This is a genomic window from Limisphaera sp. 4302-co (assembly GCF_049537155.1).
Classification (GTDB): Bacteria; Verrucomicrobiota; Verrucomicrobiia; order Limisphaerales; family Limisphaeraceae; genus Limisphaera.
In genome coordinates this window covers 45,113-60,382 of the sequence record NZ_JBMVQZ010000009.1, presented here as the reverse complement: position 1 = coordinate 60,382, position 15,270 = coordinate 45,113, and the positions used below count along the sequence as shown (strand labels likewise).

The window sequence follows — 15,270 nt, the reverse complement described above, 5'->3', positions numbered from 1 at the left end:
GTTCCTTGTCGTCCCGCACCCAATGGTCAAACGATTCTGCTTGCCAGAACCGTCCTGCGGGCAGCCCCAGCATTCGCTTGGCGCGAGTGGTTGCGTGGACTGCCATTCGTTTAACTCGCGCTTTTTCGATCAGCCAGTGCTGCTGGCCGCGTTCTCGCTTGACGACGCCCGACCTGTGTGGACGCCGAATTACACGCTCCTCGGCTATTCGACCGCCGCCGTGCGGCTGGGCGCTTTTCGGGAGGCGACGCTTAAGCCGATCCTCTACGGGCTGCTGGCGTTGCTGGCGGGCTTGCTGGTCATCCTTGGCTTGCGAAACGTGGCGCTGCGGTATGGCGTCGTGACACCCCAAACGGCCGTCGCGCTATCCTGGCTTGCCTTGGCGGGCTTGGTCGTGGGCGGATTGCTGGTTGTGCGCACGCCCGGCCTGGCGGAATACATGACCGCCCGCCGGTTCACGCTCGATGCAGCGCATTTCTGGATCGGCATGGGAGTGTTGCTCGTGGGCTTGGTCCTCGCGCTGCACCGTCCCGTCAACGGCGGAACGGCAGGCACGCCGGCGGTTCTCGGCAAAGCCTTGTGGGTACTGCTGGTGCTGACCGGTGCGTGCGGCGCGCTGGTGCTTTTGAAGCCTGGATGGCTCGCGACCTTGACCCGCTGGGCTTACACCGGCTTTGATGCCGGCCTGGTTCTGCTCGCGCTGGTGTACGTCCTCACGCTGGTCCTGCGCCTCGGCAAACCCGCTGCGCCGGAGGCCGGCCTGGGACAAACAACACCAGCAACCGTGTGAACGCGGAGTGGACCAATCCGGCATCCAACCAGTCGGCCCAAGGCGCGGACGCCTCCGTTGGGCAGGCACATTTATTCGTCACCGGCGATGAGCCTTGCGGCCTCGTTCAGACTCAGAAACTCCACGGTATGACCATCGCACTTGCGTTGGAATCGTGGATGAGCGTCGGTCGTCACCACCAGCAGCCGAGCCTTCGGATAGTTTCGGGCGAAAGCCCGCAATCCGACGGGATCAAAGTCCCGGGCCGACCATTTGCATTCGAGCGCCAGGACCGGGCCGCGGCGCGGCACGAAAATGAAGTCCACTTCGTGGCCCTGCTTGTCCCGCCAGTAACGGACGGCCGAAGATTGCGTGCGGGCCAGCAGTTCGTTGAGGACGTAGTGTTCCCAAAGCACGCCCAGGTCTTCACGCCGGAGATCCGTCCAGCCCCGGTGGGCACACACGAAGCCCGTGTCAAACCCATAAACCCTGGGCGCGGCAATGATTTCGTGACTGCGGCGCGAACTGAACGGGCGGACCACAATGGCCACCCCCGTGGCTTCCAGCACCGCCAGGTAATTCTGGATGGTCGTGCGGCTGACTTCGCACGGCGCGGCGAATCGGGTGGCCTCGAACAGCCCGCCGCTCTGGGCCATAAGCAGTTCCACGAACCGCTGAAACGAGGCACGCTTTTCCAGCCGGAACAGTTCCTGGATGTCCTTGGCCCAATACGCGTCCATCCACTCCTGAAAATCCCGCTCCGGCAACTCCGGCGACAGGAAGAAAGGCGGCAGCCCGCCGTGCAACAAGCGGTGTGGCAGGTCGGTGTTGCCAAACGGCTTCAGGTCCGACTCGATCATCGGGGTGAGCCACACGTCGGCCTTGCGCCCCGCCAGGGTATCGCGAAACCGGGCGCTCGACCCGAGCGTGGACGAACCGGTTGCCAGCACGCGGACGTCCGGGAAATGATCGGCCGCGATCTTGAGCAGCTCGGAGGGATTGGGCAGCCGATGCACCTCGTCCAGCACGACCCTCTTGCCGCGCAGCCCGGACAGGAATCCCTCCGGGTCTTCCATCGCGCGACGCACGCGCGGCAATTCGCAGTCGAAATACTCGACCCGCTCCAGGCTTTGGGCCAGACAAGTCTTGCCCACGCGCCGGACGCCGTGCAGCCACACGATGGACCGCCGCGCCCACTGACGTTCCACCAGGTTGATCCAAAATGGGCGTTTTACCATACGTTTGTATATTGGCGTTTGGTCAAACCCAATGCAAGTTCGCTGACGTTTGGAAACTGCCGTGCCGCCCGCCTTTTCGGGCATGGGAGCGCAGGGGGAACACCCAGCCGGCCGCCAGGCGGCAGACACCTTAGCGCAGACCGGCAGTCTGCTGTCTCGCCGATTGGTGGTGGGCAGAGGCTTCGACGCAACCGGGGATTCGCGGGTGACCCATCCGTGCTACGGCAGATTTGCAATCTGGGCTACGTCGCTCTGAGTTGCGCCCTGCTTGTCATACTCGCCTGCCTGGCCTTCTCGCTCCAGGCCGCAGGACCCTCTGCTCCGCCTTCACAAAACGCCCCTCCGCTGTCTGCCAAGCCCTGGTATTCGCCGCTTAAAGACATCAAGGCCGGTCCCGGCAGGCTCGACTTCGGCTTCAACCTGCGTGCCCGCTACGAATACCTCGACAACTTTAACATCCTGCACTAAGGCACGGGCGCGGCGGACGATGTCCTCCTGCTGCGCACGCGCCTGAGCGCCGATTACGGGTTCACCGATCAGGCGCACGCGTTCATCGAGTTCCAGGACGCGCGCTATTGGTTGAGCGACCTCGCACTCGCCGACTTCGGCCGGTCCAGTTCCTACTGCGCTCAATCCGATCTGCGGCTGGCTGTAACCGTCCCGGCAGAGCCGGGAATTGGAAAGGGGCTGCCGCTGGAGACATGAGAACGCAACAGCCCGGCGGGGAATCAGCGCCCGCCCGTCAAGGAACAGGATGAACACGACTCTACTCATCGCTTTCTTCGTGGTGTTCGTGACATCGGGGGTCTTCTCGATGTTCGGCAAGGGCGGCGGTTCGCTCTACGCACCGGTGCTGGTGATGCTCGGCATGGTGGTCAGCACCCCGGCTGCTGCTCTGCCAGGGCCTGCAGATTTACTTTATAAATCAGCCATCCTGGTCATGTCGCCTGTTGCTCTACGTCGGCTTGAGCGCGCTGATGCAACGACACTTTTCCGCCTTGCCCGGTGCAAGCCCTGTCACTTCATGAAACGCCTCGCCCAACTCCTGTCCGCCCTGGCCCTGCCGGGCACGTTGCTGCCTCCGCTCTTGTTCTTTGCTGATCCGCTCGATCTGGCCGCTGCACAACGCTGGCTGCTCGGCGCGCCACTTCTCTGGATCGTCGCCACGCCGTTTTGGATGGAGCATCGGGCGTCGCCATGCTTCGGAGCCGCTTTTTGATGCCGTGCCGAGCTTTGCAGAAAGCTTGACGCAGCAAATTGCAGGTGCTAAGAACGGCTCAACCTGATGCTGCAAAAGTAGTTGAGTTCCTTTACAGATCACAATCGTTCCCGCTTAACGGCATGCGCGGGTGGTATGACGGTTATTAATTTAGGAGCCGAACCTGGACGCAAATCAAAATACGAACGCCCGTGCAAATCATCAGATTTCTGCTCAGCAATTCGCCAGCAATCATAGCAGGTGGCTACGGCTTAAAGTGTATCGTGTTCATGCACGCGACAATTCCCGTCCATGAACGCTACACGCCGCTTTACTCATTCCATTTTGTAGAGGTGAAGGGCACGGCAGCCCTGTTGAGCGGACTCGGATATATTGGACTTGCCGTCTTTACCGCTTTGTCCTGTGGCTTTCCGCCCGATGAGGATCGCTCTTGGACTTGGCGTGTTGCTCGTGTCGTTCTCAGATGGGGAAGCTTGCTCGGGGGATTCTTTGCTTGGCAGGCGGTTTACAAAATCCGGTCATGAAGAAAAGCGCGTTCACCCTGATCGAGTTGCTCGTGGTAATCGCGGTTATTGCGATCTTAGCGGCGTTGTTATTACCCGCAGTGAATCGGGCGAAAGAAAAGGGGAGGCGAATTGTTTGCCAAAACACTCTTCGCCAGCTCGGATTGGCGTTGAATTTATATGCCGACGAACACAACCAGTATCACACCTGCTTTCGCTGGCTTCCGGCGGGGCGTGGCGCTGCTGATCCGAAGGGTTCGGCGGTGAGCCTTTGGAATGCGCTGATTCTACCGTATCTAGCCAACAATTCGGAGGTTTTTAATTGCCCGTCGTTTCCATCCTTTTTCCGTTGGACAACCGATCCCTCGGCGCTGGGTTATTTGTATCCAACAAACATCGAGGGCAACCGTCCATTCTGTTACGCCATCAACGCAAATGGCGTGTCGATAGCCAATTGGGGGCTTGTCAAGGCAACTCCACTGAATGCGGACACCGTTACTCGTCAGCCAAGCGAAATCCGAATGCCTTCGGATATGATTGCGATTGGCGACGAGATGATCGGAACAACAAATAGTGGGCCCTGCAATTGGGTAAAACTGACGGGTTGGGGTGTATTTCACGGTGTTTACCTCCAAAGCGCGTTGGACTCCAGCCGCCCGGTGAGAGTTGGAACGGTACACAGCCAGGGCGCGAACATGCTCTTTCTCGACGGCCACTTGGAATGGAATCGTTGGTGGAAGTGGGTCGAATTCAGCGACGCCGCTGCCCGCCGCTGGAATTATGACAACGAACCGCATCGGGAAAGGTGGGGCTAATGAGCGAGGATGTGAAACCCTACTTTTTACTGGCAGGTGCAGTCTGCATCGTGGCCGTACTGTGGTTTTTGGGCGCAATGTATTTTCGTGAAGCCGTCAAACGAGATTTGTGGGAACGCGGCTGCGAACCTCTCCACATTTGGTGGATTCCTTTTGCCTATTGGGCAAAAGGGTGGTGGAACACAATATCATTTCGAGTCATTTACAAGGATGCACAAGGTCGCCTTCACAAAGCCTATTGCTGCGTTTATCAAGAACTCATGGGGGCGCCATTCGGCCCACGGCGCGTGGAATGGGTGAAAGACGAATTAAGAGATTTCATTGATGTCTGAGTCCTGATCGCTGTGATCGCAGGCTGTTGAAAAGTGGCGTTGCCCCGGGCGGCTTTGTGCTGGGGATACAATGTGTGCCCGGTTATGCGTGAACGAATGCGGTTTTCAGCCCGCCCGCTGCCGCCGCGGGCGGCACCTGGCCGGCGGCTCACCGCGCTGCCACGTTGCTGAGGGGCGCTACTTCCAGGCGCTCGCACAGCCCTCGGGACTGAGCATTTCCGGGGAATTGCCGGACGACTAGCGCTGTCATGCGCACTGGCCCCCTTTTGGGTACTTTCGGCGAAAACAATGTGCAATTTTGCAAAACGCAAATATACAGGACGCCGTCACGGTGATGAAGAGGACTCTGCTCGTTGCGTTCCTTGTTGTGCTGGTGAGCTCGGGCATCTTCTGGATCTTCGGCAAGCGCGGCGGTGGCGCTCTATGTGGCACACAACGTGCTTTACGCGGTGTGTGAAGCCGTGGCTGGCCGGCTGGCGGATCGCTTTCCCAAGCCGGTCGTGCTTGCCGGCGGTCATGGTCTGTCCGCGCTGATGACCGGCATCTTCATCGGGCTGCCACCGCATCCGGGGACCCTTGTGGCCGGGTTCGTTCTGGGAGTTATGTTGCCGTTGAGGAGACGCTGGAAGATTCGCTTTGTGCGGAGTTGGTGTCTGAAGACCAACATGGGATGGCCTTTGGATGGCTTGCCACCGTGGACCGGGTGGAGGACTTTCTCTCCAGTGCGGTTTTGGGCGCATCGTGGACTGCGTTTGGGTCCGGTGGGCCTTCCTTTACAGCGGCTGTGTGTTTACCGCGGGCGCATGGTTGGTTGTCCGATTGCGCGGGCAATCTCGTTCGTGAGTGGGAGGGAGGCACATACGGGTAATCCCCCAGATGACGGAATGTTCCAATCAGGAGCGGACGGGTGGTTCGGCGGGCCATGGGCGCAGCGCCTTCTCGTTCCGGACCATTTTTTCCGGGGGGGCGGCCCCGCAGGGCAAGAGGTCATGCGGGAATTGTACCTTCGGCGGGGCGCGCGGCATCAGAGTCTCGCGGGCCACGGGCGCGGTGGTGGGCGCTGTTGGATGCCGCGGGGCGCCGATCCGTGCGAGGCGGGATTGTGTCACGACCGGCACGCCGGGGCTCAGGAGGGGATGGGGTCCTGCCCGAAACCGTTGTACTTGACGTGGAGAGGGCATCGTCGTCTCTGATCAGGGCATGACGCGACGCGAGTTTTTCCGGCGCGGGCTGCTGGTCACCGCGGCGGGGCCCTGGATGCTGGGGCGAACGAGGGGGGATGAGCCGGCCGAGCTGGATCTGCTCGGTCAGGCGGAGGATCGGATCCGGCGTCACCGCAGGCGGCGTCGAACCGTGGTCGTCCGGGATGCGGAGGGCCGCCCTGTGGCCGGTGTGGGTGTCCGGGTGGAGATGGTGCGACACGAGTTCCTGTTCGGTTGCAACCTTTTTCAGTTCGGCAGGTTCAGGGACGATCCACTCGAGCAGGATTATCGCAGGCGTTTTGCGGATCTGTTCAACTTTGCCACGCTGGGCTTCTACTGGAGCTGGTACGAACCCCGGCGGGGGGAACCCGGTCACGAGCGCGTGGAGCGCGCACTGAGCTGGGCAGGTGAGCATGCGATTGTCTGCAAGGGACACCCTTTGGTGTGGGATCATCCGGCCGCTTCACCCCGTTGGTTGCCTGAGGAGGACGAAGCCCTGTCGCGGTGCGTGGAAGAACGCGTGCGTGAGATTGTGGGCCGGTTTCGTGGGCGATTGGAGATTTGGGACGTGGTGAACGAGCCCACCCATTTGCCGGACCGCGCGAATCGAACGCGGATGGCCCGGTGGGGGGAGAAGTTGGGACCCGTGGCCTACGCGCGTCGGCCTCTCGAAGTGGCCCGTTCCGCCAATCCCGGGGCTCGGCTGCTGGTGAACGATTACCGGCTGGACCAGCGGTACTACGAGATTCTCGATGCTTTGCGTGGTCCCGATGGGCAACCGCTGTACGATGCGGTGGGCCTGCAAAGCCACATGCACGGGGGCCCCTGGCCGCTTCGAAGGATCGAACGGGTATGCGAGCAATTCGCCCGGCTGGGGCGGCCGCTCCACTTCACCGAGGTGACGGTGCTCAGCGGCCCGCGACTGGGGCCGGGCGAGAACTGGGGGCCAACGACGCCGGAACTGGAACAACTCCAGGCGGAGTACGTGGAGAAGTTGTACACGACGTTGTTCGGGCATCCGGCGGTGGAGGCCATCACCTGGTGGGACTTGTCCGACCGGGGCGCCTGGCAACGGGCCGCGGCCGGACTGCTGCGTGCGGACATGTCACCCAAACCCGCCTACGAACGGCTGCAAAACCTGCTTCGGCAACGCTGGTGGACGCGTGCCGAAGGCACAACAGATGCTGCAGGTGCGTGGAGTTGTGAGGCGTTTCACGGGTGGTATCGGATCGTGGTTACGGACGCGGGCGGTCGGGAACGGATCCGGGAAGCTTACTGGGGGCAAAGGGCGGCGGATGTGCTGGAAATCCGGATTTGAGGGGGTCTGCCGGTTGCCTCGAGGGGCCCTCGTGCGGGCCCTGGACGGTCCGGATGGGAAGGAGGCGGGGCGTCGGACGAGGGCGTTCGGTAGTCCTTGACCCGGGACGCGACGGTTTTCTTAATAACGCTTATGAAATCGCGGTCATGGGCAATTGGTCTGGTGGCAGGTGGGCTGGTCGTGTGTGGGGGACACGCCGAGAATCTCCTGCGCAATTCTTCCTTCGAATCGGGACAAGGGGACCGGCCCCGGGGCTGGCGAACCGAGACATGGGCCGGGCAGGCAAACTTCCAGTGGGTTGCCGGCGGGCGCAGTGGCGAGCGCAGCGTGATGATCTCCTCGCAGGCAGGCGCCGATGCGGCCTGGGCGACGACGGTGTCGGTGGATCCTTTTGCGCGATACCGTCTTTCGGGATGGATCAGAACGGAGGAGGTGGAGCCGGTCCAGGGCGGCCGTGGGACTTTGCTCAATGTTCACGGGTTGTCTGGCGCGGTCACCCCGGCGGTGACCGGCACGCGCGACTGGACGCGGGTCGAGGTGGAGTTCGATGTCGAGGATCAAACCGAGTTACAGATCAATTGTCTTTACGGTGGCTGGGGCCGCGCGCGGGGTCGTGCCTGGTTCGATGACGTCGCGTTGGAGAAGGTGGCACAACGGCAACCACCGGCGCCCCGGATCGAAGTGGATGCCGCCCGGGTGGGCGAACCGTTGTCCCCCCTGGTCTACGGGCAGTTCATCGAGCACCTGGGCCGCTGCATCTACGGCGGCATTTGGGCCGAGATGTTGGAGGACCGGAAGTTCTACCATCCGATCACATCGAACTACGCACCCTACACTTCTCTGAGGAACACGAAATACCCGGTGGTAGGGGCCTCGCCCTGGGAGATTGTCGGTTCACCTGACGGTGTGGCGATGACCACCAACGCGCCGTTCGTGGGCCGGCACACGCCCCTGTTGAGGCAAGGCACCGGCATCCGCCAGCACGACCTCGGCGTGACCGCGGGCAAGGAGTATGTGGGTTACGTCTGGCTGAAACCCGCCGAGAGGCGCCCGGGACGCGCGCGGATCACCTTGCGCTGGGGCAAAGGGGATCCCGATGCACAAACGGTGGAGATCCGGGTGCGCGGCGGCGATTACCGGAAGTATCCGTTCCGTTTCCAAGCCGGGCTGACGACCGACGACGCCTCGTTGGAGCTCCGGGCGGAGCAGGGTGATTTGCTCGTGGGCACGATCTCGCTGATGCCCGCCGACAACATCCACGGTATGCGCGCGGACACGCTGGCCCTGCTGCGCCAACTGGCCGCGCCCATCTACCGCTGGCCGGGCGGGAATTTCGTCAGCGGCTATGACTGGCGCGACGGCATCGGCGATCGCGACCGCCGGCCGCCCCGAACCAACCCGGCCTGGACCGGCGTCGAACACAACGACTTCGGGCTGCACGAGTTCGTTGACTTCTGCCGGTTGGTGGGTGCGGAACCGCTGGTGACGGTGAACACCGGCTTCGGCGACGCCCATTCGGCGGCCGCCCTGGTCGAATACTGCAACGGACCGGCGGACACCTACTGGGGCCGCCGGCGCGCCCGCAACGGGTCGCCCCAACCTTTCGGCATCCGTTATTGGTGCGTGGGGAACGAGATGTGGGGATCGTGGCAGCTGGGCTACATGTCGCTGGATCACTACGTGATCAAACAGAACTGGGTGGTGGACAAGATGCGGGAGGTGGATCCCACGATCTTCTGCATTGCCTCGGGCAACGCGGGTCCGTGGAGCCGCGGTCTGCTGGAGCGCTGCTCCGATCACATGGAAGCGATCGCGGAACACTTCTACTGTCAGGAACGGTCCGGCCTGGCCGCGCATGTGCGCCAGATCCCGGACAACATCCGTGCCAAGGCGGAGTTCCACCGGCGGATGCGCGCCGAGCTTCCGCAGCTCAAGGGAAAGGACATCCGCATCGCCATGACCGAATGGAACTACTGGTACGGCCCGCACGTTTTTGGCGAGCTGGGCACGCGTTACTTCCTGAAGGACGCACTCGGCATCGCCGCCGGCTTGCACGAGTACGCCCGGCAGAGCGACCTGATCCACTCGGCGTTTTACGCGCAGACGGTCAACGTGATCGGGGCAATCAAAACCAGCCGGCGCAACGCCGCCTTCGAGACCACGGGCCTGGTGCTGCTGCTTTACCGGCATCAGTTCGGTGAACTCCCCGTGCAAACGCGGACCGAAGGTCTGATTGACGCCCAGGCGGCCTGGAGCCTGGACCGGCGCCGGTTCACGCTGGGCATTGTAAATCCCACGCTCCAGTCCCAGGTCATCCCGCTCGAAATCCGCGGTGCGCAGCTCAAACAGAGCGGCAAGCGCTGGCAGATCGCCGGCACAGACCCGCAACTCTTCAATGACCCGGACGAGCCCCTGCGCGTGCGGATCGAGGAGGTGCCGTTCGACGGCGCCACCGACCGCATCGAGGTGGCGCCCTGCAGCGTGACCCTGGTTTCCTGGGAGGCCGAGTAGGTTCGCCCGTGCCGCAGGCACCCTCACCGGCGGCTGCCCCCGGCTTCATCCGGCGCCCCGCCGGACGCGCCCTTGCAGCGGCGCGGAGGGCGGCCGGTCCGACGCACCCCCTGCAGTCCCGGGGAAAAACATCCGCAACAACGGAAGCGATCTTGCGGGCTGCGGTACGAAGTGCCCGCCCGCTTGGAAGCGCGCATGCGCACATCGCTCCGCCTGGGAAGGGGGGAACCCAGACAGGGGCGGCGAGGCCGGCCCCAGCTGCCCTCGACCCGCGCGTGCCACGGTGCGAGCCGGATTCGGAACGCCGGGCTTTGCGAGGGCAAACCGGCTCCCGGGTGCACGACCCGGACTGCACCGTCCAGAGGGCAAGGCCGCATGGGAAAAGCTCGTGCCCACGGGCCAGAGCTCGGCGCCACAACCCTCCCGAGAAGTGAGCCCGGGCCCATGATTCCGCCCAACTGCCGGAAGGGCCCTGCACGGCGGACGGCTCCGCGAACTCAAAGCCCCGGTGCCGGAGCGCAGCAGGCCGGCCCGGGTGGGTATTCCGAATAGGCCTGGGTGCAACCGGCCGTTGGTCCCCGCGGCGGCGGGCCCGGTAGGGTCTTGGGCGGAGGTGCATGATGCTCTTCCTGCGGATTCTCATTTACCTGCTCCTCGCAGGGTTCGGCCGGGGGAACAGCCCGGCGCAGGAACCGTTCGATCCAACCGGATACCGCCACAGTGCCCGTTTGACGGTGGCGGGTCTCGAGGGCGACGATGTCCTCACCGATTTTCCGCTCCTGGTAAAGTTCAGCACCAACCTGCCTGGGTTCCGCTACAGCCAGGTAAGATCCCCCACGGCCTCCGAACTGCGTTTCGTGGATGAGAGGGGTGACGAACTGCCCTCGCAAATCGAGCTGTGGGACCCGACCGACGATTCCTAGATGTGGATCCGCATGCCCATGCTCAGCAACGGGCTGACCGTGCGCGTCTGGTGGGGCGCCGACGGCGTTTCCGAACCATCCTACCGTTGCGACGGAACGACTTTGCCGGTCCGGGCTTCGCTGCCGTCTGGCACATGGAGACGAACCACATCCGCGATGCCACGGGCAACGGTTACCATGTCCAACGCATCCCGGTGCCCGCTGCGGTGCGGACCGTGCCCGGAGTGGTGGGGCCGGCCCAGCGGTTCAACGGCCGTTTGGGAAACGACAACCGGACCGTCGTGGGCCCGGCATTGCGCGTGCCCACGGCCTTCACCGTCTCCGCCTGAGTCTGGTTGGAGGACGAGATCCGGGACGGTGTCATCCTGGCCAAAGTGGGGCGGATGTTTTTGTGGCAACAGGGCGACGCTTTCCGGTGCGAAACCGCGCCGTGGGGCGGGGACATGCGGTTTCCGATCAGTCCGGCAGGGGCACTGCGACGCTGGATCCACCTGGCCGCCGTGCAGAACGGCCTGCGGGCGGAACTTTATGTGGACGACCCGCGGGTGGCCAGGTGGCAGAAGAGCTCGCTGCCGGCCACGGGCAGCGAGGCATTCTGCGTCGGCGGGGGTTGGGACCGGCTCTTCCATGGGATTCTGGATGAATACCGCGTCGAATCGGTCTCACGCAGTGCGGCCTGGATACGGACCCGTTATCCCAATCAACAGGGCCCGGAAGCGTTTGTGGCCTTCGTACGGGACGCCAACCGGTTGCACATCATCCGAACCAAAACCGGTGCGCTCCAATTGCGGTGGCCGGCTCGGGACCACCTGTTGGAGCGGACCGATGAGGTCGGCCCCTGACCCGGCTTGGACAACTTGCGACCTGCCGGAGCCGGTCCGGGAGGGCGAAACAAATCACGCAACGATCCAGCCGGCACAGCCCCGGCAGTTTTTTCGGCTGAACGTGTCCCTGCCGGGATTCTCCGTGGCCCTGCCCGCCGGCGATCTGGTGGAGACCCAGGGCTTGGCGACCACCCGCTGGCTGAGCCTGCATCCGGAAGAGGGATTCGCCGCCCGGGTCCGGTTGGAACTGACGAACCTGCCACCCGGCGTGAGCGCCGAGCTGCACCCCTCGACGTTGAAGACCGGTCGTTGTCTGCTCACCCTCGAAGCCGACCCGGACGCGCCGCCCGGATGGTTCGAGATGCGCCTGCGGGTGCGGGGCGGTCTGCAACAACGGGAGCTGCCGCTCCGGGTGGAAGGGGTGGCAGACCGGCCCGACGCACCCTGTACCTGGCCGGCATACGACCCCGACCTGAATTGGAATTTTGCTGACGAGTACCCGGATCTTCCGGCGCCCACCAACGTGCTGGACGATTGCGCCGGTGTGACGACCACCGTCACGCTGCCGGGGAACTGGTTGTGCTTCAGATTCGGGCCGGACAAACATCCGCTCGTCACTTCCAACGCTTGGATCCCCATGCTCCGGCGGCTGCACGAGGAATTCTTCCACTACCGGGAGGTCATGGGCTGCCCCCCGACAAACGGGCCAAGCGAGGGTACAACAGCAGCGTTTACCTGTACGGATCGGGCACCTGCGTGGGTGGCCGCCCCGACGACACCGGCGGTTGGATGGGCAGCATCACCCACAACCACGAATCCTGGCCCATGTTCCTGCTCTCGTATGATCCGGTCTACTCGTTCGATCCTGCCTGTCCCTATCCCGACCGCTTCTGGCGACAGGAGGCGGTCATTCACGAGGCGATCCACGCGATCCTGGCCGACATGCCGGGCTGCAAACAGGCCGCGTGGTTTCACGAGGGCGGCAACACCTGGCTGCAAAGTGAGGCCACCGCCCGGCGCACCGGCAACTACTCCAGCATGGGCTGGCTCAGTGCCGGCGCCATGATCGCGCCCTTCATGCCGATCGAGTGTTACGGCGGCTGGCTCCAAGATGACAGCTTCGGCTGTCCATCGGCCGAGGGGGTCAACCTGTATTCGAACGGGGTGCAGATTTGCACTTGGCGAAATCTCCTGGGCGGCACGCAGTACGGCGAGTGTTTTGCGCGGTTCTTGGGCGAGATCGTCTCGCCGGGAGCAGTGGCCTGGGTCTGGTGCTGTTGCACCAACCGGGTGTTGGAAGGGCTGGCGACCGCCCCGCACGGTCCCGGCCCGGCTCAAACGCGACGGTTGATCCGCGAGTTTCGTGCCCGCCCGGCTTCTGCGGCTTCGGCCGTTGGTCGGCGGCTTTTCGGCGGTTGTTGGACGACAACTGGGCCGGACGATCCGCGCGGAGTGGGAACCGTTCTGGATCGATACCCCGCCTTGGACGGCCCGCTGCCATGTCGTGACGACCAACCTCAACGGCACCCTGGTCCCGGAACGGGGGACCCTGCCCGGTTGGTCAGGCGCCAATCAGATTCCCCTGCTCACCTCCAACGCCACGGGTATGGTCGGCATCCTTTTCACCCCACTGGGTTCGAACCTGACCTGCCAGTTGGTGTACCGCACCACCGGCGGTTCGGTCGTCTACAGCAAGCCCGTGCGATCCGGGCCGGTGAGTCTCGCGCCTCCCCCGGGCAGGCCCATACGAAACAACGTGGTCGTGGCGGTGGTGGTCAACAGCGACTATCGCTGCCTCGGCGAGTTCAGTCGAACCAACAAATTCGATTACCGGCTCACCATCGCCGGACCCGGCAGGGCAGGCGTGGTCGGACCCGCCGACATCGCGACGCGTTGGTACCGTTAGGTCGGGCTCTCCCCGGGGGGCCGTGCCGGGCGGGCCGGGAGGGCGCAAGGGTCCCGGTGGATTCCCGCATGCCGTGCCGGTCCCTTTCACAACCGCAACCGAAACCCACCCTGGAAGATCACCTCTGCCAGGGTGACGGCCAAAAAGATCACGCTGATCACCGCGTTCAGTCGGAAGAAGGCCGTTTGCACCCAGTTGAGACTGCGACGACGGGCGATCCAATGTTCCAGCAACACACAAAGCAGGATCAAGAACCAGCCCACCAGGTAGGCGACGCGGAACCGGCACAACAGGCCGAACAACAGCAGCAAACCCATCATGATCATGTGACTGAGGAAGGCGGCCAGCAGGGCGTTGTGCGGGCCCCAGGCCACCGGCAGCGAATGCAGTCCGTGTCGGCGATCGAACTCGTAATCCTGGATGGAATAAATGATGTCGAATCCGGCCACCCAGAAGACCACCGCCGCCGCCAGAGTGGCCATCCGCAGTCCGTCCCACCATGTGAGGTCGCCACCCTTGACGGCCAGCCAGGCCCCCACGGGTGCCAGCGCCAGCGCGACCCCCAGGAACACGTGCGTGTAAGGGGTGAACCGCTTGGTGACCGAGTAAAAGCAGAGCACGAACAACGCCACCGGCGACAGCACGAAACAGAGCGGATTTAGAAACCAACTGGTGAGAACCAGTCCGGCCCCGCTCAGGGCCCACAAGGACCACGCCGACGCCAGACTGATCTGGCCGGTGGGCAGGTGCCGGTGGGCGGTGCGCGGATTTAGCGCGTCGAACCGGCGGTCCACGATGCGGTTGAACGCCATGGCGCAGGTCCGCGCGCAGACCATGGCCGCCACGATCAGCAGAAACGTCCGCCAGCCCGGCCAACCGCGGTTCTCACGCGCGGCCACCGCCATGCCCGCCAGGCCGAACGGCATGGCAAAGATCGTGTGCGAAAAGCGCACGAACGAAAGCCATTTGCGGATCTGGGCGATCGGCCCCCGCCGGGGCCGGGGCACGGAGGGTGCTTCCCCGGCGACCGAGGCGCGGGCGGCAGACGAAACCGTTGGTTTTTGCTCGTTCATTCCAGCTCTTCGGCCCAACGCGGGACCAGCCGGTGTGGCACGCCCAGGTGATCCAGCACCCGTGCCACCACGGTGTCCACCACGGCCTGCACCGTGGTCGGGCAGGTGTAAAACGAGGGGTTGGCCGGCAGGATCACCGCGCCGGCCTGCAACAACAGCTCGAAATTCCGCACGTGGACCAGGTTCAGCGGCGTCTCCCGCGGGACCAGGATCAGTTTGCGCCGTTCCTTCAGCACGACGTCCGCTGCCCGAAGGAGCAGGTCCTCGCTGTAACCGTGAGCGATCCGTCCCAGCGTTCCCATCGTGCAGGGGATCACCACCATGGCGTCCGGCGGGTTGCTGCCGCTGGCAAAGGGGACGTTCATGCTCCGGGCGTTGTGGATGCGCACGCCCGGTGCCAGGCGCAATCCCCCGGGCAACTCCGCCTCGATCACCTGCGGTGCATAGCGGCTCAGCACCACGTGCACCTCGTGCTGGTTCGGATCCAGATTGTCCAGCAGGCGCTGGGCGTACAGCGCGCCGCTGGCGCCGGTGATGGCAACCAGGAACCTCATGGGATGCGTCCACCCGCGGGGTGACCGTGCCCGGTGGAGCTTGTCCCAGCGGGCGGCACCGGTTGGGGACCGACCGGGCGGCG

15 protein-coding genes are annotated in these 15,270 nt (G+C 63.9%); 12 read left to right on the top strand and 3 right to left on the bottom strand.

From position 1 onward, the window contains the following. Positions 1–94 precede the first annotated feature (94 nt). Positions 95–790 (top strand): hypothetical protein, encoded by a 696-nt coding sequence (locus ACPDIX_RS10165; RefSeq protein WP_423431686.1) that lies wholly within the window; start codon positions 95–97, stop codon positions 788–790. Between the two features lie 71 nt (positions 791–861). Here the strand turns inward: ACPDIX_RS10165 and ACPDIX_RS10160 are convergent, their stop codons facing one another. Next, a complete protein-coding gene (locus ACPDIX_RS10160; RefSeq protein WP_423431685.1) occupies positions 862–2,007 on the bottom strand; it encodes an ATP-binding protein in 1,146 nt (381 codons plus the stop codon). Positions 2,008–2,223: 216 nt separating this feature from the next. Here ACPDIX_RS10160 and ACPDIX_RS10155 point away from each other — a divergent pair, with 216 nt between their 5' ends. The 11 genes from ACPDIX_RS10155 to ACPDIX_RS10105 all read left to right on the top strand — a co-directional run bounded on the left by ACPDIX_RS10155 (position 2,224) and on the right by ACPDIX_RS10105 (position 13,560). Next, the gene (locus tag ACPDIX_RS10155; protein ID WP_423431684.1) at positions 2,224–2,475 is read left to right on the top strand and encodes a hypothetical protein; all 252 of its coding nucleotides are present in this window, start codon (positions 2,224–2,226) and stop codon (positions 2,473–2,475) included. Between the two features lie 286 nt (positions 2,476–2,761). Next, positions 2,762–3,226 carry a hypothetical protein gene (locus ACPDIX_RS10150; protein WP_423431683.1) on the top strand — a complete coding sequence of 155 codons (465 nt, stop codon included), beginning with the start codon at positions 2,762–2,764 and terminating at the stop codon, positions 3,224–3,226. 191 nt (positions 3,227–3,417) lie between these two features. Continuing rightward, the gene (locus ACPDIX_RS10145; RefSeq protein ID WP_423431682.1) at positions 3,418–3,750 is read left to right on the top strand and encodes a hypothetical protein; all 333 of its coding nucleotides are present in this window, start codon (positions 3,418–3,420) and stop codon (positions 3,748–3,750) included. Then, positions 3,747–4,544: a DUF1559 domain-containing protein gene (locus ACPDIX_RS10140; RefSeq protein ID WP_423431681.1), complete on the top strand. Its 798-nt coding sequence runs from the start codon at positions 3,747–3,749 to the stop codon at positions 4,542–4,544. Before ACPDIX_RS10145 ends, ACPDIX_RS10140 begins: the two co-directional genes overlap by 4 nt. After that, a complete protein-coding gene (locus tag ACPDIX_RS10135) occupies positions 4,544–4,876 on the top strand; it encodes a hypothetical protein (protein ID WP_423431680.1) in 333 nt (110 codons plus the stop codon). The genes ACPDIX_RS10140 and ACPDIX_RS10135 overlap by 1 nt, the downstream gene beginning before the upstream one ends. A 1,200-nt stretch (positions 4,877–6,076) precedes the next feature. After that, complete coding sequence (locus tag ACPDIX_RS10130) at positions 6,077–7,396, top strand: endo-1,4-beta-xylanase (protein ID WP_423431679.1); 1,320 nt, start codon at positions 6,077–6,079, stop codon at positions 7,394–7,396. 132 nt (positions 7,397–7,528) lie between these two features. After that, positions 7,529–9,907, top strand: a complete 2,379-nt coding sequence (locus ACPDIX_RS10125; RefSeq protein ID WP_423431678.1) for an alpha-L-arabinofuranosidase C-terminal domain-containing protein — start codon at positions 7,529–7,531, stop codon at positions 9,905–9,907. Positions 9,908–10,524: 617 nt separating this feature from the next. Further along, positions 10,525–10,830 (top strand): hypothetical protein, encoded by a 306-nt coding sequence (locus ACPDIX_RS10120; protein ID WP_423431677.1) that lies wholly within the window; start codon positions 10,525–10,527, stop codon positions 10,828–10,830. 86 nt (positions 10,831–10,916) lie between these two features. Next, entirely contained in the window at positions 10,917–11,159 is a 243-nt protein-coding gene (locus tag ACPDIX_RS10115) for a hypothetical protein (protein WP_423431676.1), read from the top strand. A 6-nt stretch (positions 11,160–11,165) separates the two neighbouring features. Then, positions 11,166–11,672, top strand: a complete 507-nt coding sequence (locus ACPDIX_RS10110; RefSeq protein WP_423431675.1) for a hypothetical protein — start codon at positions 11,166–11,168, stop codon at positions 11,670–11,672. Between the two features lie 1,345 nt (positions 11,673–13,017). Then, the gene (locus ACPDIX_RS10105) at positions 13,018–13,560 is read left to right on the top strand and encodes a hypothetical protein (protein WP_423431674.1); all 543 of its coding nucleotides are present in this window, start codon (positions 13,018–13,020) and stop codon (positions 13,558–13,560) included. 86 nt (positions 13,561–13,646) lie between these two features. Here ACPDIX_RS10105 and ACPDIX_RS10100 read toward each other — a convergent pair whose 3' ends face one another. Together ACPDIX_RS10100 and ACPDIX_RS10095 are read right to left on the bottom strand one after the other, a co-directional pair. Then, on the bottom strand, positions 13,647–14,633 hold the full coding sequence (locus ACPDIX_RS10100) for a UbiA-like polyprenyltransferase (RefSeq protein WP_423431673.1): 987 nt from the start codon (positions 14,631–14,633) through the stop codon (positions 13,647–13,649). Then, entirely contained in the window at positions 14,630–15,187 is a 558-nt protein-coding gene (locus ACPDIX_RS10095) for a UbiX family flavin prenyltransferase (RefSeq protein WP_423431672.1), read from the bottom strand. The genes ACPDIX_RS10100 and ACPDIX_RS10095 overlap by 4 nt, the downstream gene beginning before the upstream one ends. Positions 15,188–15,270: the final 83 nt, after the last annotated feature.

Bases quoted from the DNA above. Each gene is read 5' to 3' on its own strand.
- ACPDIX_RS10160 (WP_423431685.1), bottom strand. From the start codon at position 2,007: ATGGTAAAACGCCCATTTTGGATCAACCTGGTGGAACGTCAGTGGGCG.
- ACPDIX_RS10125 (WP_423431678.1), top strand. From the start codon at position 7,529: ATGAAATCGCGGTCATGGGCAATTGGTCTGGTGGCAGGTGGGCTGGTC.
- ACPDIX_RS10095 (WP_423431672.1), bottom strand. From the start codon at position 15,187: ATGAGGTTCCTGGTTGCCATCACCGGCGCCAGCGGCGCGCTGTACGCC.
- ACPDIX_RS10135 (WP_423431680.1), top strand. From the start codon at position 4,544: ATGAGCGAGGATGTGAAACCCTACTTTTTACTGGCAGGTGCAGTCTGC.
- ACPDIX_RS10100 (WP_423431673.1), bottom strand. From the start codon at position 14,633: ATGAACGAGCAAAAACCAACGGTTTCGTCTGCCGCCCGCGCCTCGGTC.
- ACPDIX_RS10120 (WP_423431677.1), top strand. From the start codon at position 10,525: ATGATGCTCTTCCTGCGGATTCTCATTTACCTGCTCCTCGCAGGGTTC.
- ACPDIX_RS10150 (WP_423431683.1), top strand. From the start codon at position 2,762: ATGAACACGACTCTACTCATCGCTTTCTTCGTGGTGTTCGTGACATCG.
- ACPDIX_RS10130 (WP_423431679.1), top strand. From the start codon at position 6,077: ATGACGCGACGCGAGTTTTTCCGGCGCGGGCTGCTGGTCACCGCGGCG.
- ACPDIX_RS10140 (WP_423431681.1), top strand. From the start codon at position 3,747: ATGAAGAAAAGCGCGTTCACCCTGATCGAGTTGCTCGTGGTAATCGCG.